Below are 25,377 nucleotides of genomic sequence, written 5' to 3'. Positions count from 1 at the left end.
ATGCGATCCGCATAAGCGTTGCGTCCGCCAACAGGAGACGCACATGCGCGCGACTTTTCTTTGCACCGTCGCCACGATCATTCTCACCGCGAGCACCGCGCTCGCGCAGAGCGAGGGCGAATTCCCCGCCAAGCTTGCCGGCCACGTGGTGATGCCGGCTGAAACGTTCATCGAGGCGCCGGCCGATGCCCCCGCCGATCTCAAGGCGGCAGGCAAATATACCACCGGCAAGCGGGTCGACGCGCCCGGCACCGTCATGGGCAAGTCCTTTGAACGTCCGACCGGCGTGTCGCTGCCGTTCAAGGGCCAGCCTCTGCAGGGCCATTCCGGCATCAAGACCATGCCCGACGGCACGTTCTGGGTCCTCACCGACAACGGCATGGGCGCGCGCGCGAACTCGCCGGATTCGATGCTGTACCTCAACCGCTACAAGATGGATTGGGCCAGCGGCAAGATCGAGCGGCTGGAGACCATCTTCCTGCACGATCCCGACAGACGCGTGCCGTTCCGCATCGTGCATGAGGACACCCAGAAGCGCTATCTCACCGGCTCCGATTTCGACACCGAAGGCTTCCAGATCGTCGGCGACACCTTCTGGATCGGCGACGAATTCGGCCCCTATATCCTGAAGGCGGACAAATCCGGCAAAATCCTCGGCGTGTTCGACACGGTGGCCGACGGCAAGCCGGTGCGCTCGCCCGACAATTGGGCGGTGGGAACGCCGGCCGCGCCGGGCGCGACCTACACCAACGTCAATCTCCGCCGTTCCAAGGGCTACGAGGGCTTCGCCGCGTCGAAGGACGGCAAGTTCCTCTACGGCCTGCTCGAGGGACCGCTGTGGGATGCCGAGAAGAAGGATTGGGAGAAGGTCGACGGCAAGGAAGCCTCCCGCATCCTCGAATTCGACGTCGCCGCGGAGAAATTCACCGGCCGCTATTGGCAATATGTGTTCGAGCAGAACGGCAACGCCATCGGCGACTTCAACATGATCGACCAGGCCTCCGGCCTCGTCATCGAGCGCGACAACGGCGAAGGCACGGCCGACAAGGCCTGCCCGCAAGGCCAGCGCGGCGAGAACTGCTTCCCCGACCTCGCCAAGTTCAAGCGTGTCTACAAGATCGAGCTGACCGACGCCAATGTCGGCAAGCCCGTGCGCAAAATCGGCTATATCGACCTGATGAAGATCAGGGATCCCGACAAGAAGGCGAAGAAGCCGCTCAACGAGGGCGTCTACACCTTCCCGTTCTTCACCATCGAGAACGTCGATCGCGTCGACGACACCCACATCATCGTCGGCAACGACAACAACCTGCCGTTCTCCTCCAGCCGCGATCCCAACAAGGCCGACGACAACGAATTCGTGCTGCTCGAGGTCGCGGATTTCCTGAAGGCGAAGTGAGCGCCCCACCCTCATTGTCATCGCCCGGCTTGACCGGGCGATCCAGTACGCCGCAGCAGTGAATCTCGCTGCCTCTGGAATACTGGATGCCCCGCCTTCGCGGGGCATGACACCGAGGGCTACCTCACCGTAAATGCCACGGGAATCGTGAAGCTCATCGCGCCGTTCTTGATCTCATCCGGGATCGGCGGGAACGGCGAGGCCTGGCGAAGCATGGACATCGCCTGGGCGTCGAAGGCGGCGATGCCGGACGCACCACTGAGGCGGCTCGACGTCACCTGCCCGCTGCGGCTGATGGTGAAGCTGAGCCTTGCAACGCCGCGCTGGCCGCCGCCGCCGGCCGGATAGGAATGGAAGCGCATCAGATGCGCGCGAACGCGTTGGTTGAAGGATGCGACCGCGGCGGCCGTCGCACCCGCACTCATGGCGGATGCCATGGGCGCCTCACGCTCGGCGCGCGGCGGTGCGCTGGTGCGCGGCGCCGGAATTGCGTCCGACGGCCTCTTTGCCTCACGTCGAACCACCTTCGGCTTCTCCTGCGCGGGCTTTTCGACCGGCACGATTTTCGCCGGCTCGGGCCTGGCGGGCGTCGGCTCGAGCTTCTGCTCCGGCGCCGCAACCACCTCCGGCCTCTCCTGCGGCGGCGTCGGCGCGATGGTCTCCTCGACGGCCTGCTGCTGCACCGGCTCCGGTGGCGAGGCATCCGCCTCCTGCATCAGCGGCCCCGGCGCGACGTCGTCCAGCGTCGACTGCGGCGCCGATGTCACCGGCGACATGTCGACCATGATCGCGGGCAGGCTGACGCCCTGCTCGGGTTGCGTCCTGAGCCAGCTCATTGCAAGCAGCGCGGCGGCGACATGCAGCGCCACGATCACGCCCGCCGAAAGGCCCCAGCGCGCGCCGTCGCGCTCGCCGAGCGGCTCGTGCAGGGCGAAGGCATTCGCGGCCATCAGCTGCGTCCGTCGAGGCCGACAAGGGCGACCTTGAGATAGCCGGCGTTGCGCAAGGTGTTCATCACTTCCATCAGCTCGCCATAGGAGACGGCCTTGTCGGCGCGCAGATAGATGCGCTCGTCCTTGCGGCCCTTGGTGGCGGCATCGAGCGAGGTGCTGAGCACGTCGCGAGCGACGACATCCTCACCGACCGCGATCGAAAGGTCCGGCTTGACCGTGACGAAGACCGGCTTGTCGGGCCGTGGTGCCGGCTCGGCCGCCGTTGCCGGCAGATCGACGCCGATGTCGACGGTGGCAAGTGGCGCCGCCACCATGAAGATGATCAGGAGCACGAGCATCACGTCGATGAACGGCGTGACGTTGATCTCGTGCGTGACCTCGAGCTCGCCGGCATCGCCGCGCGAGCCGAGCTTCGATGTCCCGAGCCTGGCGGCCATGGCCTACTCCGCCGCTCGGGCCAGACGGAAATGGCCTTGGTCGCGCTGGCGGCTCACCAACAGCATGAGCTGCGCCGAGGCGTCGCCGAGCAAAGCGCGGTAATTGGCGATGCCGCGGACGAGGTGATTGTAGATCACCACCGCCGGAATCGCGGCGACGAGACCGAGCGCGGTCGCGAGCAACGCTTCGGCAATGCCGGGCGCGACCACCGCAAGACTGGTGGTATGGCTCTCGGAGATGCCGATGAACGAATTCATGATGCCCCAGACGGTGCCGAACAGGCCGACGAACGGCGCGATGGCGCCGATGGTCGCGAGCACGCCGGTGCCGCGCGCGATCTGCCGGGACATCGCCGCCTCGACCCGTTCCAGCCGCAACGCGATGCGCTCCTGCAGGCCGTCATCGACGATGCCGCCGGAGAGCTCGGCCTCCCTGGCGCAGGACTGGATCAGCTGCGCGACCGCATCGCGCGCGTCGCCGGTCCGTGCGCATGCTTCGGCCAGCGTCATGTTGCCCTCGAGGGCACGTGTCCGCTGCACGGCGAGCGAGGCCTTGCGGCGCAGCTCGACGGTCTTGGCGAGCCACACCGTCCATGTCACCAGCGAGGCGATGGCGAGGCCGACCATCACGACCTTCACGACGATGTCGGCACCGAGAAACATGCCCCGGGGCGACAGATTGCGCGGCAACAGCGCCGCGTCGATCGCGAAGGCCGGAGCCGGCGCGAGCGCCAGCGCGATTGCTGGGATCACATGCCGAAGCCTGGACTTGCTCTGCATCCTGATCTCCCCAGGTTGAAGCAAACTAGAGTGCGGGCGCGATCCGGTCCGCAAGCTGCCGGAACCGTGCCAGCTGATCCGCCCGCAGCGCCCTCGTCTCGTCGCGGCCGACGAAGACCTTGAACATGATGCCGCCGTCGGCGTTCACGAAGGCGACGAAGGCCGACACCTTGCCCATGAAGGGCCGCTCGACGAAGGCAATTCCTGCGCAGCGCTCGTGGCGGAGATGACCGTGCAGGCCCTTCGGCTGCATCAGGTTGAAATAGCCGCGGCCGACCTCGCCCGCAGGGATCGATCCCGTGAACTCGAAGATCGCGTCATCGGTGTGCACGATCAGCGTCACCTCGCCCCATTCCGAAATGTCCTGCATGGCGGCGGCGAAATGCTCGCCGCCTCCCATGCGCACCATGGACGGCGGCAGCGCCTCGATCACCGCGCGCGGGGTGACCTTGCGCTCGCGCGCAACGTCCTCGACCACCGCGCCGGGATTGTCGGCCATGTACGCCTTGAGATCGGCGAGTTCGGTGCTCAGCATGTCCGGCTTCCTTTCGTGATCGGCCGCGATCAGGCCGCCGCGCTCGCCTTGCGCTCGGTCATGATGACCTCGAAGCCTTCAAACTTCGGATGACCGAGATAGAGGCTCTCGCCGGTCTTGTTGTCGGCGCGCGCATGAGCGCGGCGGAATTCCTCCGAGCGCGTCCAGGCCTCGAAGGCCGCCTTGTCGACCCACACGGTATGCGAGGAATACAGCGTGTGGTCCTCGGCGACCGGCCCCTTGAGCAGATGGAATTCGACGAAGCCCGCCATGCTGCCGAGATAGGACTCGCGGGTCCGCCAGACGGTTTCGAACGCGGTTTCCGAGCCGGGCTTCACCTGGAAACGATTCATGGCGATGAACATTCGACTTTTCTCCTGTGACTTGTAGATCGGCAATTGCCGATCGGATATTTCATGACGGATCGAAAGCCACGCTGACGCATCAGCGTGGCTTTCGAGATCAGCTCGGCATCCCTGGAGAGAACCTCCGGTGTCTCCCTCAGGTGCCGCCAAAGTGGTACTTGAGACCTCCCTTGATCACGAGCCCGGCACCGGCGCTCGCCCACTTCACGTCGTTTTGCGTGTCACCCGTGCTACCGACCGGAATGGCGTACGGCCGATAGTAGCGGTTGAAGAGGTTCTCGACCGAGAAGTTGAGCGTGAGATCGCGCGTCGGGTGATACTGCGCGTAAAGATTGACGAGATCGTACGACGTCGCCGGCATGTAGGTCCTGGGGATGTCGTAGTTGGCGATTGCCGACGTCCACATCATCGAAAGGATGAGGGTGCGGTCGAGCAGACGCACGCCGGCCGTCGTCGTGATCTTCTGCGGCGGAATGCTGTAGAGGCCGAAGCCGGTCTGGAGATTCTTTCCGCTCTGATAGGTCCCGGAGAGGCCGAAGAACCACAGGTTCGCGTCATACATCGCCTCGGCCTCGACGCCTTGAATAAGCGCGGACGCCACGTTCTGATACTGCAGGAACGGGAGCACCGTGATCGACGGTGCCGGTGGCGGCCCGGTCGGGACCACGAGCGGGTTTCCGTAAGCGACCTGATCGATGAAGTCGCTGATGTCGTTGCGGAACACGTTGATCTTGCCGCGCAGCGTGTCGCCCGCCGTGAAGAGATCGTTCTTCTTGACGTTGAAGCCGATCTCCTTGTTCTTGCCGATCTCGGGGCGCAGGTTTGGATTGGGCACGAAGCAGAAGGTCGAATCCGCGCCCGGTCCCGGCGTGCCCGACGGACAACGGAAGAACGAGTCGTTGACCGTCGCGCCGGCATGTGGCCCGCTCACCAGCGTCTCCGTGATCGAGGGCGCCCGATAGCCTTCCGCGTAGCTGGCATAGGGAGTCACCACCGCGGTCGGAACGAGAGCAACGGTGATCTTCGGCGAGAGGCGATCGCCGCCCGACGACGACGACGCCGAGGAAAGCTGATAATTGTCGTAACGGAGCGCACCGATCACCTCGAGCATCGAGGTGTAGTTCGCCCTCCACTGCACGAAGCCGCCCGATACTGTGCGCTGACCGCCGGGGGTCGTGACCTCGGATGTACCGGTCCTGTCTTGAGATGACACCTTGTCCTGGAACGCATCCAGACCGTAAGTCACCGCGTGGCGCCAGCTTCCCGTTTCGAAGCGCGTCGTGTTGTGCACATCGATGCCGATCGTATCGAGCAGGTATCCGCGATTGCTCCCGATGCATCCCGAGACGGCGTTGCCGGGCACGCCGCCGCAATAAACGGAGGGCGTCGCAGTGGTGTGCCTGGTCTTGATCTGGTCGTTCTCGGTGCGATTCCAGTAGATCTTGGCATCCCAGTCGAACCACTGATCGTCCGGCTGCGCGTATTTCCAACCGAGCGTCGTGGTGTAATTCTTCACGTTGGACGCGTAGATGGACGTACCGCTCAGATTGTTTGTGCCGTTCGCATTGGTCGAATTGGGATCGCCCGCGCGCCGGGGCGGCTGGCCTACACTGAAGATGTCCTCCTGGAAGATGGCGCCGAGCTTGACCTCGTGGCCGTCCGCCGGCCGCACCGTCAGCTTGGCGATGCCGCTGCTGAGCCGATTGCCGGTGTTGGCGACCTCAAAGCCGGTGCCGTCCTTGTAGCTCTCCTGCGTCGAATAGGTACCCCCTGCGAACACGTCGACATTGGGATTGACGTGAACACCGCCAAAGGCGGATCCGAGTGCGCGTCCGTAGTTGCTGCCGAGGATGGTTTTCACGTCGACGCCCCAGCGCTCTCCCACGCGGACAACGTCCTCGATGTCCTTGGTGCGGAACGAGGCCACGCCGCCGATCGCACCGGAGCCGTAGATGTTCGCGGTCGGCCCGCGCACGATGTCGATGCCGCTGATCAATTCCGGATTGAGGAAGAACGAACCATTGGCGAAGTGACCGGTGCGCTGGTAGTTCTGCCGCGCGCCGTCGACCACGACGGCAACGCGGCCGAAATCCTGGAGGCCGCGGATGTTGATCGAGGTGGCCGGATCATCGCCGCGATTCTGAACCCAGACGCCGGGCAAGTTGTATATGAGATCGCCGATGTTGCTGGCTTGGCGGGCTTCGATCTGCTCGGACGACACGACACTGACCGGCGCCAGCGCGTCGACGGCGCGCTCTTCCGTCTTGGTCGCCGCAGCCGTGATCGTGTCGAGCACCTGAACGGGTGCCGTGCTGCCAGCCTGGGCGCGCGCATTCAGGGCGTCAGGCGTCGGCTGCTGTGCGACTTGCGGCTTCGCAGGCTTGCGCTTGGCCTGTTTCGGTCGTTCGGAGGACGCGTTTTCACTCTGCGGCGATGCGGTCTGCGCGAGACTGCCTTCCGCCGTCATTGCCGCAATTGAAACCACCGACGCGCCCAAAATCACGGCGCGCGCATACCTAGCCCCGTCAGCCATATCAGCCCCAGCCTGCACTTCACTTTAGTTTTTGATGTCGTCTGGCTGGCGTGCGCTCGCAACGCGAGCGACTGGCTGGCTGATTGTCTCGAGAGGCGGGGCAAGTTCCCCGCTGCCAGAAATGGTTACGTGGCAACACTCTGACGGTCAATGACATCAGGTTGCAGTTTATATCGATTGTAAACTGCGAACGTTGGAATGCGCTTGGCGCCGCCTATACAAACGGGCGGTACTCCAAGTTTTCGAAAGCGTATCACACCGACCATGTCAGCAACATCAGGAGACAGCAGCGGCAGCGCGGCAGGGCCGGCACAAAGCCCTTCTGCAACAACGCGAACGCTCACCATGCGCGGGAGCCGCATCGACAGCCGCGAGCTGTTTGCCGCCGAGCGCGAGATCATCATTGCGCATGGCGAGGACAGTTATCGTCTCCGCCTGACCTCGCAGAACAAGCTGATCCTGACGAAGTAATTGCAATGACATCTTGCCGCACCCTCGCCAGTCTTCTGCTCTCCGGTGGAATCGCGTTCGCGTCTGCTGCGCACGCCGCGGGCATCACCGTGCATGACGCGCGCAATCGCGACGTCACTGTTGCCGATTTTGCCCGCACGGTGTCGATCGGCGGCGCCATCACCGAGATCCTCTATGCGCTGGGATTGGAAAGCCGGCTGGTCGGCGTCGACACCACGAGCCTCTATCCGGCGGCGGCGCTGCACGACAAACCCAATGTCGGCTATATGCGCCAGATCTCGGCCGAGGGCGTGCTCGGTCTCAACCCGACGCTGATCCTGGCGATCCAGGGCTCGGGCCCGCGCGAGACCATGGACATCCTGGAGACGGCGAAGGTGCCGCTGGTGCTGGTGCCCGAGACCTTCTCCGAGGAAGGCCTGATTGCGAAGATCAAGCTGGTCGGCCACGCCATGGGCGTCGATGCGCGTGCCGAATGTCTCAGCGCCGCGGTCGGCGCCGATCTTGCGCAGCTCCGCGCGCTGCGCGCCAAGGTGACGAAGCCGGTGCGCGTGATGTTCGTGATGTCGCTCCAGAACGGGCGGGCGATGGTAGCGGGCCACAAGACCGCGGCCGACGAGATCATCCAGCTGGCGGGCGCGGCCAACGCGGTCGACGATTACAACGGCTACAAGATCATCGGCGACGAGGCGATCGTGGCCGCAAAGCCCGATGTCGTGCTGTCGATCGAGCGCGGCAAGGAATCGCTGCAGGCCGATGCAGTCTACACGCACCCCGGCTTTGCGCTGACGCCGGTCGCGGCCAACAAAAGCTTCATCACCATGGATGGGCTCTATCTACTCGGCTTCGGGCCGCGCACCGCGGCGGCGGCGCGCGATCTCTCGGTCAAGCTCTACCCGGCCCTGGCTGCGGGCGGCGCATTCACGTCGGCGCTGTCGACGGCGAATTGCCGGCAATGAGCGCGGCCGTCGGCATCGAAGCACGGAGGGCGCGACGCCGCGCGGGACGGCGGGCCGCATCGTTCGCGATTCCCCTTCTGCTCGTGGTGCTGGTGATCACCGCGATCGCCGCCCTGACGGTCGGCGCCGCCGGCATCCCGCTCTCCCGGCTGCCTGCCGCGCTGGGCTTGGCCGGCGAAAGCACGGCCATGACGGCACGCGACCAGCTCGTGCTGTTGTCGATCCGCATCCCCCGGATCGCGGCGGCTGCGATGATCGGCGGCCTGCTTGCCGCGGCCGGCGCGATCATGCAGGGGCTGTTCCGCAACCCACTCGCCGATCCCGCCCTGGTCGGTGTCTCCAGCGGCGGCGCGCTCGCGGCCGCAAGCGCGATCGTCTTCACCGACTCCCGCTTCGGCGAGGCGCTGCGCTTTCTCCAGACCGAGCTGTTGCCGCTGGCGGCCTTCGCGGGCTCGCTGGCGACCACCGCAATCCTCTACGGCATCTCCAGTCGCTCGGGGCGCACCTCGATCGCGATCTTCCTGCTCGCCGGCGTCGCCATCACCGCGATCGCCAATGCGGGCATCGGGCTGCTGGTTTTCATCGCCGACGATCGCCAGCTGCGCGACATTACGTTCTGGATGCTGGGCTCGATGAGCGGCGCGACGTGGACCAAGGCCGCCGTGCTCGCGCCGGTCCTCATTGCCGGACTAGCGGCCTGCGCCTTCATCGCCCGCGGTCTCGACCTGCTGGTGCTCGGCGAGGCCGATGCCTTTCACGGCGGCGTCGATGTCGAGCGCCTGAAGCGGATCTCGATCGTGATCGTCTCGGCCATGACCGGCGTCGCGGTGTCGATCAGCGGCGTCATCGGCTTCGTCGGCATCGTGGTGCCACACCTGCTCCGTCTCGTCATCGGCCCGGCGCATCGCCTGCTGCTGCCGGCCTCGGTGCTATCAGGCGCGATCCTGATGGTCGGCGCCGACACGCTGGCACGCACCATCGTGGCGCCGGCGGAGATGCCGATCGGCATCCTGACCGCGGCCGTCGGCGCACCCGTCTTTCTTTTCATCCTGCTGCGGCAGCGCGGGCTCGCAGCGCTATGACAGCGGTGCTCGAGGCACGACACTTGGGCAAGCGCGCCGGCCGCGCGACATTGCTCGACGGCGTCGGCCTGACGGTCGCGGCCGGCGAGATGGTCGCCATCATCGGCCCGAACGGCGCCGGCAAGTCGACGCTGCTACGGCTGCTCTCCGGCGATCTCCGTCCGAGCGCCGGCGAGGTGCGGCTCAAGCAGCGCGACATCGGCAGCTTCACGCCGCGCGAGCTCGCCGCGCGCCGTGCCATGCTGTCCCAGCACATCAACGTCACCTTTCCCTTCACCGTCGAGGAGATCGTGCTGATGGGCGCGGGCGAGCGCAGCTTGCGTGATGCCGGCCCACTCGTCGACGCCGCGCTGGACGAGGTCGGCCTGTCGCATTTCCGCGAGCGGCAATTGCCGACGTTGTCAGGCGGCGAGCAGCAGCGCGCTCATTTCGCCCGCGTGCTGGTGCAGCTCGCCTGCGGCGAGGCCGAGCACGGCCCCGGGCTTCTGCTGCTAGACGAGCCGACCTCGAGCCTCGATCTGCGCCACCAGATCGACCTCGTCGAAGCAGCGCGCCGCCGAGCGGCTGCCGGCACCGCCGTGATCGCGATCCTGCACGATCTCAATCTCGCGATCCGCTTTGCCGACCGACTGGTCGTGCTGGCCGGCGGCAGGCTCGCCGCGGACGGCCCGCGCGCCGATGTCGTCACACGCGAAAGGATCCGGGATATTTTCGAGATCGACGCGCTCGTGCATCAGGCCGACGGCGTGCCGTATGTGCTGCCGCAGTCGATGCGGGCTGCGGGGCAAGCTGAGCTGCCGCCGCGGTGAAGCTGCGCTCCCTCGCCCCGTTCTTACGGGGAGAGGGTTGGGGTGAGGGGCCTCTCTCACACGCGAGATGGTCGACGGACCTGTACCCCCTCACCCGGACCGCAAGAGCGATCCGACCTCTCCCCGCAAGCGGGGAGAGGTAAGAGGGCTGCGCGCCTCAGGCTCCTACCCCGCCGGCACGATCACCATGCTCTTGTCCTTCGGCCAGCGGACACGCCAGGCGAAGTTGATGTCGCGGGCCTCGCCGGGCTTGGCGTCGAACGACCATTCCAGCACGCCGCGCTTGTCGCGGATGTTGGTTGCGGTCGGCTGGGTGCTCGAGGGCAGCAACTCGACGACGATGTCCTCGTTCTCGCTGACCGGCAGCTGATCCTCGATCGCGACGCGAATCGGGAAATCATGGCCGTTGCGGATCGTGGTCTTGAACGAACGCTCGTCGGTCTTCGACGTCGTGACCAAGAGGCCGGCCGAACCTTCGTTGCGCTTGAGCACGGCGCGCTCGATCTTGACCTTGTCGTCGGCGCCGAAGCCGAGCCGCACGATGTCGTCCTTGGCGGACGCCGTGATCTTGCCGCGGCCGACGAAGGTGCCGTCGCGGTAGATCGCGACCTTGCCCGGCAGCAGCGTCGTGTCGTCGGTCTGCTTGAAGCTGGCTTCGAGGAACGCGGTCGGATCCAGCACCGGCGCGGCGCGCACCGCGAGATCGGCGGGCACGTTCACCGAAGCGATGCGGAGGCTCTTGGCGCCCTCGGCGGCGCCGAGGCTGACGCGGCCGGGAATCCTGAAGGTCGCCTGGAAGTCGCCGATCTCGGCGATGGCCTGCTGTTCGTCCGCCCGCTCGCGCGACTCGGCCGCCTCTGCGATCTTGGCCATGGCCGGCGATTGCGCCTGGCGCGTCATTGGCGCGGGTCGCGCCAGATCGGAGACCGAACCTGCCGCCAGCGGCTTCGGCACTTGTGGATATTGCGCGATCAGCGAATGCAGCTCCGGGGCACTGCCGCCGCGGCTGATGCGGGTCGTGGAGACGCCGAGCGTCACGTTCGACCAGTCCTCGCCGGTGGATTGCGTCACCTCGGCGCGACGAACCAGTTCGAGCTGCGGCTTGCGATCCCTGGCGCCGGTGTCGAGCCGGGCGTCGTAGAGCGGCACCCAGCGTGCGTTGCGCACGGCATAGGTCACCCGCAGCGTCGCCTTGGTCGCAGCGGCCGAGGCGACGTCGATCCGCACTTCCAGCTTGCTCGGCGGCTTGGCCGAGCGCTCGGCTTCCAATTCCGCGATCTGGCGGTCGAGCGCGCGCTGTTTTCGCGTCGCATCGCGAATTGCGCTGTCGGCGGTCGCGACCTCCTCGGCAATTGCGGCAAAAGCCGCGCGCCATTCGGTGATCGGGCGCGCCTCGCCCTTCTCGCCGAGGCCGGCCGGCGAAGCTTCTGCAAAATGCTGCGCGAACTTGCGCCGGGCATTGGCCGAGTCGATCGCACCCTGCAGGTCGGCCCGTTGATCCCTCAGCGCTTCGAGGCGCTTGTCGAGCTCGGGCTGGTTGACCGGCGGCGCGGCCTTCGGCGGCCGCGCATCGATCGTGCCGATGGTGAGCTTGGCGCCCGCCTCGCCTTCGACGCGGAGGGACGACGGATCGAGCGAGAGTGGAAAATCCTTGGCGACCAGCGTCGAATCGCCGGAGGCCAGATCCAAGGAAATGACGCGGGTGATGGTGGCGCCGTCGGGATAGACGGTCACCGTGTCGATCGCCGACGTGGCGTCCACGTTGGCCGCCCATGACGGCGACGCGAGGGCCGTGGTCACCAGGACCAGGCCCGTGGTTGCCAAATATCTGGCGGTGATGCGCATGAAGTCCCTCCTGCCGTATCGCCGCGCCGCCAGCCGGACGCGCGCGGTGAAATGCCTCGCCATCGTGGTTGGACGCGGCAGGGAAGGAACTGGTTCGATTGAGGTATCCATGGGGCGCCGCCGCGGCGGCACCATGGCCGCGGAACGCTCGGGTGATCCCGGCAGCTTCAGGCCTGGGTCTACGAGCCTTGGCCGAAGATGCGCCGGAGCAGATCGGTGACGTTCTTGGCGCCGGCTTTCTTCAGGATGCTGGCGCGGTAACCTTCGACCGTCCGCGCGCTCAGATGCATCCGCCGGGCGATTCCCTTGTTGGTGAGGCCGGCGGCAAGATGCTCGAGCACATCGGCTTCGCGCGCGGTCAGAGGTTCGCAGCCCGGCAGCCAGCGTTGCCGGATCGCGCCGGGTTGCGCGAATTCATCGATGGCGGCATCGATCCGGCCGACGATGTCGTGGGTCCGGAACGGCTTTGCGATGAAGTCGGTCGCGCCGCTCTTGATGGCGTCGACTGCCATGGCAATGCTGCCGTTCGCCGACGTCACCAGCACCGGCGCCATGCAATTCTCCTCGCGCAACCGCCTGAGCACGTCGAGAGCGGAGCGATCCGGCGGCATCTCCAGCAGCACACAGGCCGGCATCCGGGCCTTGGCTTCCGAGAGCAGAGACGCGCCATCGGCAAAGCAGATCACGTCATAGGCGCTCTGCTCAAGCGCGGCGGAAAGTTGTTCGCGGAAGGCGGCGTCAGTGTCGATGACGAAAACCTCGCCCTTGGAAAGCATGTTCCCCGGCATAGTCCCGATCCAGCAATGTCTTGGTCAAATGGCCCGAGACGGCCGGAGGCTCCGTCGCGCCCCACCGTCGTGCGCACGGCATTCACGCCAGTGCTTCGGTTTCTCTTATGTATGCGCCACCCGGTTCCCGGATTTGACGGATTGAGACAGAAACTTTACATTTCGGGACATCTGCGGGAATGGCTGGCAGGAACGGGTCGCATGACCGACCTCATTCGCAGCGCAGGCTTGAGCTATTACCCCGAGGTCGCCCGGTCGGTCGGGCTCGACCCCAACCAGATGATGCGCAAGGTCAGGCTGCCGCTGGCCTGCCTCGACAAGCCGGACATCCCCATCGCCGTCACCGGCCTGCGCCGCCTGCTCGAATTATCGGCGGCGGCGTCCGGTGCCGAGGATTTCGGCCTGCGTCTCGCCGAGCGCGGCGGCCTCACCAATTTCGGCGCGGTCGGCCTGATCGTGCGCGAACAGGCGACCGTCGGCGAAGCGATCGAGGCGTTCTCGCGTTTCATCCACATCCATCATGACGGCATGCGGCTCGACGTCATGCGCGACAAACGGACCGTGACCATCACGCTGCATTTGCGCGGCCGGCAGCCGCGCGCGCCGAGGCAGTCGATCGACATGGCGCTCGGCAGCGTCCACCGCATCATCCAGTCGCTGTTCGGCGGCGATTGGCGGCCGCTGGAAGTGCATCTGCATTACCCGCCGCCGCACGACCGCAAGCGCTACCGCGACTTCTTCGGCTGCCGGGTGACCTTCAATGCGGATGACGATGCGATCCTGCTGTCGGCGCACGACCTGGAGCGCCGGATCCCGAGCGCGCATCCCTTGATCGCGAATTACTTGCGCAAGCGGATCGAGGCGATCGAGAGCAGGCCGGCCAGCTGGGAGGCGAAGGTCGACGAGGTGGTACGCACCCTGCTCGCCAGCGGCGATTGCACGGTCGAGCGCGTCGCCGAGCATCTGGCCTGCACCCGCCGCACCATCCACCGGCGCCTCGCCGCATCGGGCACAAGCTTCTCGGCCATCCTGGACGCGCAACGCGCCGATCTCGTGGTCCAGCTGATCGAGGATCCCGCCCGGCCTCTGGCCGACATCGCGGTGCAGCTCGGCTTCTCCGCGCAGAGCGCCATGGCGCGCTGGTTTCGCGGCCGCTTCGGCTGCACCATCACCGATTGGCGCAAGGGCGTGCGGCCTCCGTCAACACAGCCCTCGGCGACTGCCGCCTGAATTCAGCGCGCGGGAGCGGGCACGCCCATCGTGGCGAGCGCCCGTCGCCCGCTGCCGGCGAGCAGCGGTCCGAACGCGACGGCAAATCCGAGGAAGGCGATGATCCAGCCGCAGGCGGCAATGTGCAGCAGCACATCGTTATACGCGGGCGACACGACGGCACCGACGCGGGCCAGGGCCGCGATGACGATCGCAGCATAGATTCCCTGGATCGCAGGCGAAGCCGTCAGCGCCTGTCCGGTATGGCCGAGGCTCGCGCGGGTCATCACCGCGAGCGTCATCGTTCCCGCCGCACCTGCCATCCAGGCGTGGATCCCGGCGCTTGGCGGCAGCTCGCCCAAGGCGGCTACAGCATTCAGGATGAAGCCGAGCGGCACGAAGACGTAACCGACATGCAGGATCAGCAGCAGCCGCTCGCGCGTGGTGCGATCGCCGGCCCAGCGTGCAAGCCGAACCAGATGCAGCACGCCAACCACCGCCATCGCAACGCCGGTGATCATGTTCAGCGGCGCCACGATCCACGCGATCAGCGCGAGCGCGCTCAAGCCGATCACCCCGCCGTCAAATCGTCCGAACGGCACCGGCAGGCGGCCGGGATTGAACTTGACCAGCCAGTTTCGGGTGAAGCTCGGAATGATGCGGCCGCCGATCAGGCCGATCAGCAGAATGACCACGCCGATGCCAACGCGGATGCTGACGTCGGCCGCGCCTTCGAAATGCGTTTCGACGTGGAAGGCGACGTTGCCGGTGAGCAGAACCAGCACCAGCCCCACCACGGGCAGGTTGCGCCAGTTGCCGCCCGCGATGATCTCACGCGTCGCGCCCGCAACGACCAATGCCAGGAACGCCGCATCAACGACCAGCGCAAACGCCCAGCCGGTATTCGCCGACAGCGTCACCACGACGCGCCCGGCAAGCCAGACCGTCAGCAACGCCGCGAGCGGCCCGCCCTGGATCGGCAGGCGCCCGGTCCAGTTCGGGATGGCGGTGAACAGGAACCCGGTGATGACAGCCGGCAGGAAGCCGTAGAGCATCTCGTGGATGTGCCAGTCGCGCGGCGCGAACGCGGAGCTCACCGACAATTCGCCGTAGAACATCGGCAGCCAGGCCAGAATCGAGAGCGATGCCTGGATTGCGGCGAGCAGGAAAAAGGGGCGAAAGCTGTTCGCAAACAGCGGCCAGCCCGCAAAGTTGCGGGATCGGGCGCCAGCCATGGGGTCAACTCCAATCGATTCAGACCGTTACTTTGAAAAATACTGCCGCCGGGCCGCCTCGTTTTGCGCTAACGCAAACTCGTTGACGATTGCAGGTGCCATCACACTCCCTGATGCCAAGGAGGCAGAATGGCCAAGGTCGACACATCGCTGGTTGCGCATTTGCCCCTGTTTGCGGGGATGACGCCGGAAGCTCTCGACGAGATCCTGCGTGAGGCCCGCTCGGCGCGCTATCCCAAGAACAGCGCGATCTTCGAGCAGGGGGCGGACGCGCAGTCCTTCTTCCTGCTGCTGCACGGCCATGTCCGCGCGGCCAAGACCACGCCGGCCGGCGAGCAGATCGTGGTGCGCTATGTCGCGCCCGGCGAGACGTTCGGGCTCGCAATGGCGATCGGAGCCGCGCGGTATCCAGCGACGGCGATGGCGGTCGACGACAGCGTCGTGCTGATCTGGCCGAATTCGGCCTGGCCGCGCCTGGTCGAGCGGTTTCCGGCGCTCGCCGCCAACACGCTGCAGACCGTCGGCACGCGGCTGCAGGAAAGTCACACCCGCATCCTGGAAATGTCGACCCAGCAGGTCGAGCAACGCATCGCGCACGCGCTGCTGCGCCTCGCCAAGCAGTCCGGCAAGAAGCTCGACCACGGAATCGAGATCGACTTCCCGATCAGCCGCCAGGACATCGCGCAGATGACCGGCACCACGCTGCACACCGTCAGCCGCATCCTGAGCGGCTGGGAGAGCCAGGGCCTCGTCGAGAGCGGCCGCCAGCGCATCATCCTGCGCGAGCCGCACAAGATCGTGGTGCTGGCGGAGCGGAGCGCCGACAGCGGCGCGGCGTGAGAACTGACACCTCTTCCCTGAAGATAGGGATGAGGCGCGCTTCCGCTTACGGCGAAAGCGCGCCCTCATCCGGGAATCAGCGCACACCTGCGCGATTCCTGACCGTTTCACGCCGGCACGCACTCGCTCAGCGCGGCGAGGAACTTCTCACGGTCGATGCCATGCTCGCGGCAGGCGTCACCGACCGTGTGGAAGGTCGCGATCGGACAGCCGACGCAAGCCATCCTGAAGGCGAGAAACACGCGGATCGTGTGCGGCGCCGATTGCATGATGTCGTCGACCAGATCGTTGGATCGGAAAGGCATGGACAACTCCATTCCGATTGACGATAGCGGCGTGGGCGGAAGTCTCTTTGTTGAAGCGCAAGCTGGTGCCAGTTCCTCCGCCGTCATTCCGGGGCGCGCCGCTTGGCGCGAGCCCGGAATCCATTGTGCAGCGGATTACGTGGAAGGATGGATTCCGGGCTCGCGCTTCGCGCGCCCCGGAATGACGGGAGGAGAGACCTCACACCGCCCGACTGTGCAGCTGCTTGCCCGGATCCAGATGCGCATCGAACGCGGCGGCGACGCTGCGGACCAGGAAGCGCGAATCCCCGGCGACGGCGAGCCGCTCGCCGTCCAGCCTCACGACGCCGTCGGAGATCAGCGGCTTCAGACGAGACGCCGCTTTCAGCATGGCGCCGGCCTCCGCGCCATGGCGCGCGCAGATATCGCCGAGATCGGCACCGAACTCGCACATGATGCGTTCGATGATGTCGGCGCGCAGCCGGTCGTCATCGGTGAGGCCATAACCCTTCGCGGTGGCGAGGCGGCCGGCCGCGATGCTCTGCGCATAGCCGCCGATCTGCACCTCGTTCTGGACATAGCCCTGCGGCAGGTGCCCGATCGCGCTGGCGCCGAAGCCGAGCAGGACTTCACTCCGGTCGGTGGTGTAGCCCTGAAAGTTGCGCCGCAGCGTGCCCTGCTCGAACGCCACGGCCATGGCATCGTCGGGCCGGGCGAAATGGTCGAGCCCGATCTGCACGTAACCGGCTTCCTTCAGCGCATTGGCGATGGCGCAGGCCTGGTCGTGGCGCGCAAGGCCGTCGGGCAAGACGGCCTCGTTGATCATGCGCTGGTGCTTCTTGAACTGTGGCACGTGAGCATAGCCGAACACCGAGAAGCGGCTGGGCGCCAGCGCGAGGCTGCGCCGTACCGTCTCCAGGCACGAGGCCACTGTCTGGTGCGGCAGCCCGTAGATCAGGTCGAAATTGATGCCCTCGATTCCGGCGCCGCGGAGCATCTCGACCACGGACGCCGTCTGCTCGAAGCTCTGCACGCGGTTGATCGCCCGCTGCACCACGGGATCAAAGCTCTGCACGCCGAGGCTTGCGCGGTTGACGCCCGAGAGCCGCATCGCCTCGACCATGTCTGCGGTCAACGTGCGGGGATCGATCTCAACCGCGATTTCGGCCGACGGCAGCACGAAGAATTCCTGGCGCATCGTCGCCATCAGTTCGGCAAAGGCGTCCGGCGCCATGATCGTCGGCGTACCGCCGCCGAAATGGATGTGCTCGACCTTGATGCGGTGGCCGATGGCTTCGGCGGTCAACGCGATCTCGCTGCGCAGCATCCGCTGGTAGCCGGCGACGAGATCGTCGCGGCGGACGATCTGGGTATGGCAGCCGCAATACCAGCACATCTCGCGGCAGAACGGCACGTGCAGATAAAGCGAGGCGCTGGCGGCCACTGGCAGCTCCGCCAGCCAGCGGGCATAGGTGTCCGGACCGATCGCGGGCGTGAAATGCGGTGCGGTCGGATAGCTGGTGTAGCGTGGCAGGCGTTCCTCGCCGTAGATCGCCGCAAGATCAGCTCTCATGAGTTACCCATTCGTAAACGTCCGCCGCGCAAGACAATCGCGGCAAATCACGGAATGAATTCAGATAACCCGGATCCGCGGCAGCGACTTTGCGCTCGCGCAAAGCGCGAGGGCCCCGTCTCGGCCATGGTGAGCGATATTCGCGGCCATCCGGAGCGTTTGCCATGGGGCTTTTCGCACTCGAACTCATTCTCTCCCTGCTCGACGTCCGCGGCCATATCCCGCGTTTCGACGACTTCCGGCCCGCGCCGGCCGCGCCTGCCCCGGTCGGCGTGGTGCGCGCCCTGGCTGCCGCAATCGCCGTCTTCGTCGCGCTGGCGCTGGCGATCTGGGGATTGGTCTGGCTCGCCGTGAATCTGCTCTGACCGGCCGTCCGCCAAGCCTCCTTCGCGATCTCACCCACGCGCGCATGAGCCGGGGCGAGATCGCATCCAACTTGAACATGCAAACGAATTGCCGCTGACGTCGATGCGGTTGCGATGACGCTCGGCCTGGATCGGCATCGCCCCTGCGGACGCGGTCAGCCGGTATCGCCGATTCGCTATTCGAGAACCCAAGTCCTGTTGCGGCGGTGAATCCGGCGGAAGCTTGTCGCAGCGCAAACACGCTTGCTGTAACAGGCGCACACTGCACTCCGTCATCAAAACCATTTCAGATGAAGGATGCTTCCGATGTTCACCCGCAGAGCCGCATTGATCAGCGCCGCCGCGACCGCCTTGATGTTGGCGACGCCGGCTTTCGCTGCCAGCGATCTCAAGCTGCCGCGTCAGAAGGTGGAGCTGGTCGCTCCGCCCTTCGTGCACGCGCACGAGCAGGCCACGACACAGGGCCCCAAGATCGTCGAGTTCAGGATGACGGTCGAGGAGAAGAAGGTCGTCATCGACGACAAGGGCACCACCTTCCAGGCCATGACGTTCAACGGTTCGATGCCGGGCCCGCTCATGGTCGTGCACGAGGGTGACTATGTCGAGCTGACGCTGGTCAATCCCGCGACCAACACCATGCCGCACAACATCGACTTCCATTCCGCGACCGGCGCGCTCGGCGGCGGCGAGCTGACTCTCATCAATCCCGGCGAGCAGGTCGTGCTGCGCTGGAAGGCGACCAAGACCGGCGTGTTCGTCTATCACTGCGCACCGGGCGGCCCGATGATCCCCTGGCACGTCGTCTCCGGCATGAACGGTGCCGTGATGGTGCTGCCGCGCGAGGGACTGAACGACGGCAAGGGCCACGCGCTGAAATACGACAAGGTCTACTATATCGGCGAGCAGGACATGTACGTGCCGCGCGACGAGAAGGGCAATTTCAAGTCCTACGACTCGCCGGGCGAAGCCTTCACCGAGACCGAAGAGGTGATGAAGAAGCTGATCCCGACCCACGTCGTGTTCAACGGCAAGGTCGGCGCACTCACCGGCAAGAACGCGCTGACCGCCAAGGTCGGCGAGAACGTGCTGATCGTGCACTCGCAGGCCAATCGCGACAGCCGCCCGCATCTGATCGGCGGCCACGGCGACTATGTCTGGGAAACCGGCAAGTTCGGCAACGCGCCCGAGGTCGGGCTCGAGACCTGGTTCATCCGCGGCGGATCGGCGGGAGCTGCGCTGTACAAATTCCAGCAGCCCGGCATCTACGCCTATGTCACGCATAACCTGATCGAGGCGGCCGATCTCGGCGCCACCGCGCACTTCAAGGTCGAAGGCAAGTGGAACGACGATCTGATGATGCAAGTGAAGGCACCTGCGGAAATACCGGCCGCCACCAACTAGACGCGACAAGGGGCCGGTCATCACCGGCCCCTTTTTTCCTTCTGCGGAGGATCGACCGTGCTGATCGCGTTCAAGCTCAAACTGGCACTCGCCTGCGCGGCCGGGCTTGCGGGGCCGCTGGCCGTTACGCCTCTGGTCTCTGGAATGACGACGCGCCATGCGGGAGGTGAGCCGGCCTTGGTCGAGGTTGCCGCCGGCAGCTTCTCCTATCGCGAAGCCGGCGATTTCACCCGCGACGGACGGCAGGCGGAAGCGCCGCTGCGCCTCATGCGGATGAACCGGCCGCTGCGCATCATGCGAAATCAGGTCGCCTCATCCGACTATCAGCTCTGCGTGCTGGACGGCGCCTGCCGTTCGCTCGACCGCGACGTCGTGGTCGCGCCCGATCGTCCCGCAGTGCAGGTGAGCTTTCACGATGCCGAAGCCTATGCAGGCTGGCTGTCGCGCAAGACCGGCCACCATTACCGCCTGCCGAGCGACGACGAATGGGCCTTTGCCGCCGGCTCCAGATTCCGGGATGACGGTGTACCGGTCGATGCAAGCGACCCTTCGAAGCGTTGGATCAGCCGCTACGAGCGCGAATCCGAGCGCGACCTCTCCGACACCACGGCCTATCGCTTCGGCAAGTTCGGCCCGAACGAGCACGGCGTCGAAGACCTCGCCGGCAATGTCTGGGAGTGGACTTCGACCTGCTTCGTGCGCTCCCGCGTCGACGTTTCAGGCAATCCCGGCCGCGCGACCGTGAATTGCGGCGTGCGTGTCGCCGAGGGCGCGCACCGCGCCTATGTCACCGACTTCATCCGCGACGCCCGCGCCGGCGGCTGCGCCCAGGGCGTACCGCCCGCCAATCTCGGCTTCCGCCTGGTGCGCGAGGAAACGTCGTGGCTGGCCAGTGTCTCGCAGCGCGCGAGCAAGACGAGGCCGCCAAGATCGTAGGGCGCCAATCGTTTCCGATGACCTTCTGGTATTAGAATGAGTCTAAAAGGTACTTTGGAATTGCTCTAAGCTTATGCCGTCGCGACATCGCGTCGCTGACTTTGTTCCAACGCCTGCGCTACTCAATCGGCGTTCAATCGCGCGCCTGGGAGCAGCCCTTATGATCTATCTTCGCGTCCTCGCCGCGTCTGCGGCGGTGTTGAGCCTGACCACGTCTTTCGTGTCGGAGGCAGCCGCCAATGGCGAGGTCAACGTCTATACCTACCGCGAGACCAAGCTGATCCAGCCGCTGTTCGATGCGTTCACCAAGGACACGGGCATCAAGGTCAACGTCGTCTCCGCAAGCTCCGGTCTGGAGCAGCGCATGAAGGCGGAAGGGGCCAACAGTCCGGCCGACGTGCTGCTGACGGTGGACATCGGCCGCATCGACGAGGCCGTGCAGGCCGGCGTCACCCAGCCGATCAAGTCGGAGGCGGTCGACAAGGTCGTGCCGGCGCAGTATCGCGATCCGGACGGACACTGGGCCGGCATCTCCATGCGCGCGCGCGTGATCTATGCCTCGAAGGATCGTGTCAAGCAGGACAAGATCACCTATGAGGAGCTCGCCGATCCCAAGTGGAAGGGCAAGATCTGCATTCGCTCGGGCCAGCACATCTATAACAATGCGCTGTTCGCGGCCTACACGGCCAAGTACGGCGAGGCCAAGGCCGAGGAATGGCTGCGCGGCGTGAAGGCCAACCTCGCGCAGAAGCCGTCGGGCGGCGATCGCGAAGCCGCGCGTGACGTCGCCGCTGGCAAATGCGATATCGGCATCGGCAACACCTATTACTGGGCGCTGATGATGAACAACGATCCCGAGAAGAAGCCGTGGGCGGAGGCGACCCGCGTCATCCTGCCGACCTTCGAGGGCGGCGGCACTCACGTCAACCTCTCCGGCGTGCTGCTCGCCAAGAACGCGCCCAACAAGGCAAACGGCATCAAGCTGATCGAGTGGCTCGTGAGCGAGCAGGCGCAGCAGATGTATGCCGACCAGAACTACGAATATCCGGTTCGGAGCGGTGTCGCCGTCAACGCGACCATCGCGGGCTACGGCAAGCTCGGCCCAGATCCGTTGCCGATCGCAAAGATCGCCGCCAACCGCAAGGCTGCGGCCTCGCTGGTGGACAAGGTCGGCTTTGACAACTGATCTCTGGCGGCCCACGTCTCTTACACTGGGAGAAACTTCGGACGCACGGCCGCGCTCGAGACGCCGTGCCCACGCCGGGCGCGCCGCGACCGCAATCGCGATCGCAACCGCGATCATGGTCGCGGCGCCCGTGATCTCGATCGTTTCGCTGGCTCTGCAGCCGGCGCCCGATGTGTGGCACGACCTGATCAGCTACGTGCTGCCGGCCGCCCTGCTGGATACCGCGCTTCTGCTCGTCGGGGTCGGCGCGGTCACATTACTGATCGGCGCCGGCACTGCATGGGTGATATCGCGCCACGATTTTGCCGGCCGGGGCATGCTCCTGTGGCTGATGCCGCTGCCGCTGGCGATTCCGACCTATCTTGCGGCTTACGTCTATGCCGACCTGTTCGAACCGCTTGGCCTCGTGCATCGCACCCTGGCGAACTGGCTGCCGCTGCGCGATGCACTCGGCCATCTGCCCAACCTGCGCTCGCTGCCGGGCGCCATCTTCGTGATCGGGCTCGTGCTCTATCCTTACGTCTATCTGTCGGCCCGCGCGACGTTCCAGGTTCAGTCTGCCGAATTCGCCGAAGCGGCTAAGACGCTTGGCGCCGGCCGATGGACCGTTTTCTGGCGCGTTTCACTGCCAATGGCGCGACCGGCGCTCGCGGTCGGAATGGCGCTGGTCGCGCTCGAAACGCTCAACGACATCGGAGCCAGCGAATATCTCGGCATCCGCACGCTGACGGTCTCGATCTTCACCACCTGGCTCAACCGCGGCAGCCTTGCCGGTGCGGCACAACTGGCATGCCTGATGCTTGCAATCGTCGCCGGCCTGATCGCGATGGAGCGTTACGGCCGTCGCAACGCCAGCACCGAGTTCTCGGCCGAAAGCCCGCATGTGAGGCAGCGAACCCCGCTGTCGGGTGCAAGAGCGTCGATCGCGTTCGCGGTCTGCGCGCTGCCGGTGCTGATCGGCTTCGTGGTACCGCTGCTCTATCTGGCGCATCAGGCTCTCGGTCGCGGACTGCTTGCAAATTTCGACCCGCTGCTGTGGCGCCACACCTTCCATTCGTTTGCCTTTGCAGGGCTCGCGACGCTCATGGCGCTGATGCTTGCGCTCGCTACGACGATCGCGCACCGCTTGCGGCCGGATCCTCTGCGATATGTCGCGCTGAGCATCGCGCAGGCCGGATACGCGCTGCCGGGTCTCGTCATCGCTCTCGGCCTGCTCACCCCGGTCCTGGCGGTCGACAATGCGCTGAGCGCGGTCGCGACCTGGACCGGACGTTCCCTTCCCGGGCTGGTCCTGGTCGGCTCTGGGATGGCCGTCGTGATCGCCTACACGATTCGTTTTCTGGCTGTGCCGGTCGGCATGATCAAGGCCGGGTTCGACAGCATTCCGAGCGACTATGACGAGAGCGCACGCGCGGTCGGCGCAGGCCAGGCAATCATCTTGAAGCAGATCTATTTGCCGTTGCTCAGACCCGCGATGCTTGGCGCCGTCATCATCATGTTCGTCGACTGTCTGAAGGAGCTCCCGGCAACGCTGCTCTTGCGGCCCCTCAACGTCGAAACACTGTCGACGTCGATCTACCAATACGCCAGCCGCGGCAATTTCGAGGACGGCGCGCTGGCGGCGCTCCTGATCATCGTCGCCAGCATCGGCCCGGTTGCCTGGCTGACCCGGTTCTCCGAAGTGCCGAGCGGCCCCGCTTGATGGGATGCCCCATCGTCCGCGCATTCACCGCCCGCATTCACGGGAGATGGGACGCACGGACCGCAGTGATGCGCCCGCTTCTCGCTTACGTGTTCTTCAGCGCGACGCGGAATTCGGCTTCGGTCTTGGCCTTGACCTCGTCGAGCGAAACGCCGTCGGCGAGCTCGATCAGCGCCATGCCACCGGTGCCATGCTTGTCGATGGTGAAGACGGCGAGATCGGTGACGACCATGTCGACCACGCGTTCGCCGGTCAGCGGCAGGTTGCATGTCTTCAGGAGCTTCGGGCCGTCCTTGGCCGAATGCTCCATCACCACGACGACGCGCTTGACGCCGGCGACGAGATCCATCGCGCCGCCCATGCCCTTGACCATCTTGCCGGGGATCATCCAGTTGGCGAGATCGCCGTTCTGGGCCACCTGCATGGCGCCGAGGATCGACAGATCCATGTGGCCGCCGCGGATCATGCCGAAGGAATCCGCGCTCGAGAAATAGGAGGTCGAGGGCAGCTCGCTCACGGTCTGCTTGCCGGCGTTGATGAGATCGGCGTCTTCCTCGCCTTCATAGGGGAACGGCCCCATGCCGAGCATGCCGTTCTCGCTCTGCAAGGAGACGTCCATGCCGTCGGGGATGTAGTTCGAGACCAGCGTCGGGATGCCGATGCCGAGATTGACGTAATAGCCGTCGCGCAACTCCTTCGCGGCGCGCGCGGCCATCTGTTCACGGGTCCAGGCCATGTGAGTCTCCTGTTGCGCTTAGGCGGCGGTACGCGGGCGGGTGTTGCGGAATTCGATGCGCTTCTTGGCCGTGCCGACCTCGACGATGCGCTTCACGAAGATACCGGGCGTGTGGATGTGGTCGGGATTGAGTTCACCGGCGGGAACCAGGTGCTCGACCTCGGCCACCGTGATCTTCGCGGCGGTCGCCATCATCGGGTTAAAGTTGCGCGCGGTCTTGCGGTAAATCAGGTTTCCGGCGGTGTCGCCCTTCCAGGCATGCACGATGGCGAGGTCGGCGAACAGGCCGCGCTCCATCAGATACTTCTCGCCGTCGAATTCCTTCACTTCCTTGCCTTCGGCGATCAGGGTGCCGACGCCGGTCTTGGTGTAGAAGGCCGGGATGCCGGCGCCACCAGCGCGGATGCGCTCGGCCAGCGTGCCCTGCGGATTGAATTCGAGTTCCAGCTCGCCGGCGAGGTATTGCTGGGCGAACAGCTTGTTCTCGCCGACATAGGACGAGATCATCTTCTTGATCTGGCGGGTTTCGAGCAGGCGGCTGAGGCCGATCCCGTCGACGCCGGCATTGTTGGAGACCACGGTCAGGCCCTTGACGCCGGAGTCCCGGATCGCGTCCGACAGCTCCTCGGCGATGCCGCAGAGGCCGAAGCCGCCCGACATGATCATCATGTTGTCCTTGAGAATGCCTGACAGCGCCGACTTGGCGTCGGGATAGACCTTGTTCATGCAAAAAACCTCGACTGAACCTTCGGCTGGCGGGCGTCGCGCCTCATTGGCGGCGATTATTAGGCGAAATCGTCCGAAGCCGTCAATGATACGGGGTTCTCCGCTCCGCCCCCCGGGTGATAGAAGCTGCCCATGCCGTGGGCATAACCGTGCAGCGGCCTTGAAAGCGTCAAGAAAACCCATCAAGTTGCGGCACTTAACACCATAGGATCTGGGCGTCGGCACGCAAGC

Annotated in this window: 25 protein-coding genes; 12 read left to right on the top strand and 13 right to left on the bottom strand. The window is 65.6% G+C overall.

Annotation, left to right across the window (positions count from 1 at the left end):
• The first annotated feature begins 43 nt into the window (after positions 1–43).
• Positions 44–1,399 carry an esterase-like activity of phytase family protein gene (locus AB7M16_RS27495; RefSeq protein ID WP_453945613.1) on the top strand — a complete coding sequence of 452 codons (1,356 nt, stop codon included), beginning with the start codon at positions 44–46 and terminating at the stop codon, positions 1,397–1,399.
• Positions 1,400–1,518: 119 nt separating this feature from the next.
• Here AB7M16_RS27495 and AB7M16_RS27490 read toward each other — a convergent pair whose 3' ends face one another.
• From AB7M16_RS27490 to AB7M16_RS27465, 6 genes are all read right to left on the bottom strand, one after another.
• Positions 1,519–2,349, bottom strand: coding sequence for a TonB family protein (locus AB7M16_RS27490; protein ID WP_453945612.1), 831 nt, complete (start codon positions 2,347–2,349; stop codon positions 1,519–1,521).
• Positions 2,349–2,789 (bottom strand): TonB system transport protein ExbD, encoded by a 441-nt coding sequence (gene exbD / locus AB7M16_RS27485; protein WP_212254311.1) that lies wholly within the window; start codon positions 2,787–2,789, stop codon positions 2,349–2,351. The genes AB7M16_RS27490 and exbD overlap by 1 nt, the downstream gene beginning before the upstream one ends.
• A 3-nt stretch (positions 2,790–2,792) precedes the next feature.
• Positions 2,793–3,569, bottom strand: a complete 777-nt coding sequence (gene exbB, locus AB7M16_RS27480) for a tonB-system energizer ExbB (RefSeq protein WP_453945611.1) — start codon at positions 3,567–3,569, stop codon at positions 2,793–2,795.
• Positions 3,570–3,594: 25 nt separating this feature from the next.
• Positions 3,595–4,104: a heme utilization cystosolic carrier protein HutX gene (gene hutX, locus AB7M16_RS27475; RefSeq protein WP_260382168.1), complete on the bottom strand. Its 510-nt coding sequence runs from the start codon at positions 4,102–4,104 to the stop codon at positions 3,595–3,597.
• Positions 4,105–4,133: 29 nt separating this feature from the next.
• Positions 4,134–4,469, bottom strand: a complete 336-nt coding sequence (locus tag AB7M16_RS27470) for an antibiotic biosynthesis monooxygenase family protein (protein ID WP_172784714.1) — start codon at positions 4,467–4,469, stop codon at positions 4,134–4,136.
• A 136-nt stretch (positions 4,470–4,605) separates the two neighbouring features.
• The gene (locus AB7M16_RS27465) at positions 4,606–7,002 is read right to left on the bottom strand and encodes a TonB-dependent hemoglobin/transferrin/lactoferrin family receptor (RefSeq protein WP_453945610.1); all 2,397 of its coding nucleotides are present in this window, start codon (positions 7,000–7,002) and stop codon (positions 4,606–4,608) included.
• A gap of 264 nt (positions 7,003–7,266) precedes the next feature.
• On the opposite strand from AB7M16_RS27465, the gene AB7M16_RS27460 reads away from it, so the two are divergent.
• Genes AB7M16_RS27460 through AB7M16_RS27445 form a run of 4 tightly spaced genes read left to right on the top strand, consistent with a single transcriptional unit; the run spans position 7,267 to position 10,320 of the window.
• Complete coding sequence (locus AB7M16_RS27460; protein ID WP_246504594.1) at positions 7,267–7,473, top strand: hemin uptake protein HemP; 207 nt, start codon at positions 7,267–7,269, stop codon at positions 7,471–7,473.
• 5 nt (positions 7,474–7,478) lie between these two features.
• A complete protein-coding gene (locus AB7M16_RS27455; protein ID WP_453945609.1) occupies positions 7,479–8,429 on the top strand; it encodes a heme/hemin ABC transporter substrate-binding protein in 951 nt (316 codons plus the stop codon).
• The gene (locus AB7M16_RS27450; RefSeq protein WP_453945608.1) at positions 8,426–9,511 is read left to right on the top strand and encodes a FecCD family ABC transporter permease; all 1,086 of its coding nucleotides are present in this window, start codon (positions 8,426–8,428) and stop codon (positions 9,509–9,511) included. Before AB7M16_RS27455 ends, AB7M16_RS27450 begins: the two co-directional genes overlap by 4 nt.
• Entirely contained in the window at positions 9,508–10,320 is an 813-nt protein-coding gene (locus tag AB7M16_RS27445) for a heme ABC transporter ATP-binding protein (RefSeq protein ID WP_453945607.1), read from the top strand. Before AB7M16_RS27450 ends, AB7M16_RS27445 begins: the two co-directional genes overlap by 4 nt.
• A 165-nt stretch (positions 10,321–10,485) precedes the next feature.
• On the opposite strand, the gene AB7M16_RS27440 is transcribed toward AB7M16_RS27445, so the two are convergent.
• Both AB7M16_RS27440 and AB7M16_RS27435 read right to left on the bottom strand, forming a co-directional pair.
• Positions 10,486–12,165: a mucoidy inhibitor MuiA family protein gene (locus AB7M16_RS27440; RefSeq protein WP_453945606.1), complete on the bottom strand. Its 1,680-nt coding sequence runs from the start codon at positions 12,163–12,165 to the stop codon at positions 10,486–10,488.
• Positions 12,166–12,344: 179 nt separating this feature from the next.
• Complete coding sequence (locus tag AB7M16_RS27435) at positions 12,345–12,953, bottom strand: response regulator transcription factor (protein WP_172784719.1); 609 nt, start codon at positions 12,951–12,953, stop codon at positions 12,345–12,347.
• Positions 12,954–13,154: 201 nt separating this feature from the next.
• Here AB7M16_RS27435 and AB7M16_RS27430 point away from each other — a divergent pair, with 201 nt between their 5' ends.
• Positions 13,155–14,183: an AraC family transcriptional regulator gene (locus AB7M16_RS27430; protein WP_453945605.1), complete on the top strand. Its 1,029-nt coding sequence runs from the start codon at positions 13,155–13,157 to the stop codon at positions 14,181–14,183.
• 2 nt (positions 14,184–14,185) lie between these two features.
• On the opposite strand, the gene AB7M16_RS27425 is transcribed toward AB7M16_RS27430, so the two are convergent.
• On the bottom strand, positions 14,186–15,397 hold the full coding sequence (locus tag AB7M16_RS27425; protein WP_453945604.1) for an NnrS family protein: 1,212 nt from the start codon (positions 15,395–15,397) through the stop codon (positions 14,186–14,188).
• Between the two features lie 129 nt (positions 15,398–15,526).
• On the opposite strand from AB7M16_RS27425, the gene AB7M16_RS27420 reads away from it, so the two are divergent.
• Positions 15,527–16,237, top strand: a complete 711-nt coding sequence (locus AB7M16_RS27420) for a Crp/Fnr family transcriptional regulator (RefSeq protein ID WP_172784722.1) — start codon at positions 15,527–15,529, stop codon at positions 16,235–16,237.
• 107 nt (positions 16,238–16,344) lie between these two features.
• Here AB7M16_RS27420 and AB7M16_RS27415 read toward each other — a convergent pair whose 3' ends face one another.
• Both AB7M16_RS27415 and hemN read right to left on the bottom strand, forming a co-directional pair.
• Positions 16,345–16,542 carry a DUF1858 domain-containing protein gene (locus AB7M16_RS27415; RefSeq protein ID WP_453945603.1) on the bottom strand — a complete coding sequence of 66 codons (198 nt, stop codon included), beginning with the start codon at positions 16,540–16,542 and terminating at the stop codon, positions 16,345–16,347.
• A gap of 199 nt (positions 16,543–16,741) precedes the next feature.
• Positions 16,742–18,094 (bottom strand): oxygen-independent coproporphyrinogen III oxidase, encoded by a 1,353-nt coding sequence (gene hemN, locus AB7M16_RS27410; RefSeq protein ID WP_453945602.1) that lies wholly within the window; start codon positions 18,092–18,094, stop codon positions 16,742–16,744.
• A 164-nt stretch (positions 18,095–18,258) separates the two neighbouring features.
• Here hemN and AB7M16_RS27405 point away from each other — a divergent pair, with 164 nt between their 5' ends.
• From AB7M16_RS27405 to AB7M16_RS27385, 5 genes are all read left to right on the top strand, one after another.
• Positions 18,259–18,459, top strand: coding sequence for a hypothetical protein (locus AB7M16_RS27405; RefSeq protein WP_172784725.1), 201 nt, complete (start codon positions 18,259–18,261; stop codon positions 18,457–18,459).
• A gap of 306 nt (positions 18,460–18,765) precedes the next feature.
• Positions 18,766–19,860, top strand: coding sequence for a copper-containing nitrite reductase (gene nirK, locus AB7M16_RS27400; RefSeq protein ID WP_453945601.1), 1,095 nt, complete (start codon positions 18,766–18,768; stop codon positions 19,858–19,860).
• Positions 19,861–19,917: 57 nt separating this feature from the next.
• Complete coding sequence (locus AB7M16_RS27395) at positions 19,918–20,796, top strand: SUMF1/EgtB/PvdO family nonheme iron enzyme (protein ID WP_172784727.1); 879 nt, start codon at positions 19,918–19,920, stop codon at positions 20,794–20,796.
• Between the two features lie 160 nt (positions 20,797–20,956).
• On the top strand, positions 20,957–21,982 hold the full coding sequence (locus AB7M16_RS27390; protein WP_260382158.1) for a Fe(3+) ABC transporter substrate-binding protein: 1,026 nt from the start codon (positions 20,957–20,959) through the stop codon (positions 21,980–21,982).
• A gap of 115 nt (positions 21,983–22,097) precedes the next feature.
• On the top strand, positions 22,098–23,684 hold the full coding sequence (locus AB7M16_RS27385; protein ID WP_453945600.1) for an ABC transporter permease: 1,587 nt from the start codon (positions 22,098–22,100) through the stop codon (positions 23,682–23,684).
• A gap of 85 nt (positions 23,685–23,769) precedes the next feature.
• Here AB7M16_RS27385 and AB7M16_RS27380 read toward each other — a convergent pair whose 3' ends face one another.
• Together AB7M16_RS27380 and AB7M16_RS27375 are read right to left on the bottom strand one after the other, a co-directional pair.
• Positions 23,770–24,420 carry a 3-oxoacid CoA-transferase subunit B gene (locus AB7M16_RS27380; RefSeq protein WP_172784730.1) on the bottom strand — a complete coding sequence of 217 codons (651 nt, stop codon included), beginning with the start codon at positions 24,418–24,420 and terminating at the stop codon, positions 23,770–23,772.
• Positions 24,421–24,438: 18 nt separating this feature from the next.
• Positions 24,439–25,146: a CoA transferase subunit A gene (locus tag AB7M16_RS27375; protein ID WP_035998773.1), complete on the bottom strand. Its 708-nt coding sequence runs from the start codon at positions 25,144–25,146 to the stop codon at positions 24,439–24,441.
• Positions 25,147–25,377: the final 231 nt, after the last annotated feature.

It is taken from the genome of Bradyrhizobium sp. USDA 372 (genome assembly GCF_053629095.1).
Note: the sequence above shows the minus strand (reverse complement) of the source record. Positions and strands in the feature narration are given on the sequence as shown.

Coding starts and splice junctions, on each gene's coding strand:
- AB7M16_RS27445 (WP_453945607.1), top strand. CDS start 9,508: ATGACAGCGGTGCTCGAGGCACGACACTTGGGCAAGCGCGCCGGCCGC.
- AB7M16_RS27455 (WP_453945609.1), top strand. CDS start 7,479: ATGACATCTTGCCGCACCCTCGCCAGTCTTCTGCTCTCCGGTGGAATC.
- AB7M16_RS27405 (WP_172784725.1), top strand. CDS start 18,259: ATGGGGCTTTTCGCACTCGAACTCATTCTCTCCCTGCTCGACGTCCGC.
- exbB (WP_453945611.1), bottom strand. CDS start 3,569: ATGCAGAGCAAGTCCAGGCTTCGGCATGTGATCCCAGCAATCGCGCTG.
- AB7M16_RS27385 (WP_453945600.1), top strand. CDS start 22,098: ATGGTCGCGGCGCCCGTGATCTCGATCGTTTCGCTGGCTCTGCAGCCG.
- nirK (WP_453945601.1), top strand. CDS start 18,766: ATGTTCACCCGCAGAGCCGCATTGATCAGCGCCGCCGCGACCGCCTTG.
- AB7M16_RS27470 (WP_172784714.1), bottom strand. CDS start 4,469: ATGTTCATCGCCATGAATCGTTTCCAGGTGAAGCCCGGCTCGGAAACC.
- AB7M16_RS27375 (WP_035998773.1), bottom strand. CDS start 25,146: ATGAACAAGGTCTATCCCGACGCCAAGTCGGCGCTGTCAGGCATTCTC.
- AB7M16_RS27460 (WP_246504594.1), top strand. CDS start 7,267: ATGTCAGCAACATCAGGAGACAGCAGCGGCAGCGCGGCAGGGCCGGCA.
- exbD (WP_212254311.1), bottom strand. CDS start 2,789: ATGGCCGCCAGGCTCGGGACATCGAAGCTCGGCTCGCGCGGCGATGCC.
- AB7M16_RS27430 (WP_453945605.1), top strand. CDS start 13,155: ATGACCGACCTCATTCGCAGCGCAGGCTTGAGCTATTACCCCGAGGTC.
- hemN (WP_453945602.1), bottom strand. CDS start 18,094: ATGAGAGCTGATCTTGCGGCGATCTACGGCGAGGAACGCCTGCCACGC.
- AB7M16_RS27390 (WP_260382158.1), top strand. CDS start 20,957: ATGATCTATCTTCGCGTCCTCGCCGCGTCTGCGGCGGTGTTGAGCCTG.
- AB7M16_RS27440 (WP_453945606.1), bottom strand. CDS start 12,165: ATGCGCATCACCGCCAGATATTTGGCAACCACGGGCCTGGTCCTGGTG.
- AB7M16_RS27435 (WP_172784719.1), bottom strand. CDS start 12,953: ATGCCGGGGAACATGCTTTCCAAGGGCGAGGTTTTCGTCATCGACACT.
- hutX (WP_260382168.1), bottom strand. CDS start 4,104: ATGCTGAGCACCGAACTCGCCGATCTCAAGGCGTACATGGCCGACAAT.
- AB7M16_RS27490 (WP_453945612.1), bottom strand. CDS start 2,349: ATGGCCGCGAATGCCTTCGCCCTGCACGAGCCGCTCGGCGAGCGCGAC.
- AB7M16_RS27495 (WP_453945613.1), top strand. CDS start 44: ATGCGCGCGACTTTTCTTTGCACCGTCGCCACGATCATTCTCACCGCG.
- AB7M16_RS27450 (WP_453945608.1), top strand. CDS start 8,426: ATGAGCGCGGCCGTCGGCATCGAAGCACGGAGGGCGCGACGCCGCGCG.
- AB7M16_RS27465 (WP_453945610.1), bottom strand. CDS start 7,002: ATGGCTGACGGGGCTAGGTATGCGCGCGCCGTGATTTTGGGCGCGTCG.
- AB7M16_RS27380 (WP_172784730.1), bottom strand. CDS start 24,420: ATGGCCTGGACCCGTGAACAGATGGCCGCGCGCGCCGCGAAGGAGTTG.
- AB7M16_RS27420 (WP_172784722.1), top strand. CDS start 15,527: ATGGCCAAGGTCGACACATCGCTGGTTGCGCATTTGCCCCTGTTTGCG.
- AB7M16_RS27425 (WP_453945604.1), bottom strand. CDS start 15,397: ATGGCTGGCGCCCGATCCCGCAACTTTGCGGGCTGGCCGCTGTTTGCG.
- AB7M16_RS27415 (WP_453945603.1), bottom strand. CDS start 16,542: ATGCCTTTCCGATCCAACGATCTGGTCGACGACATCATGCAATCGGCG.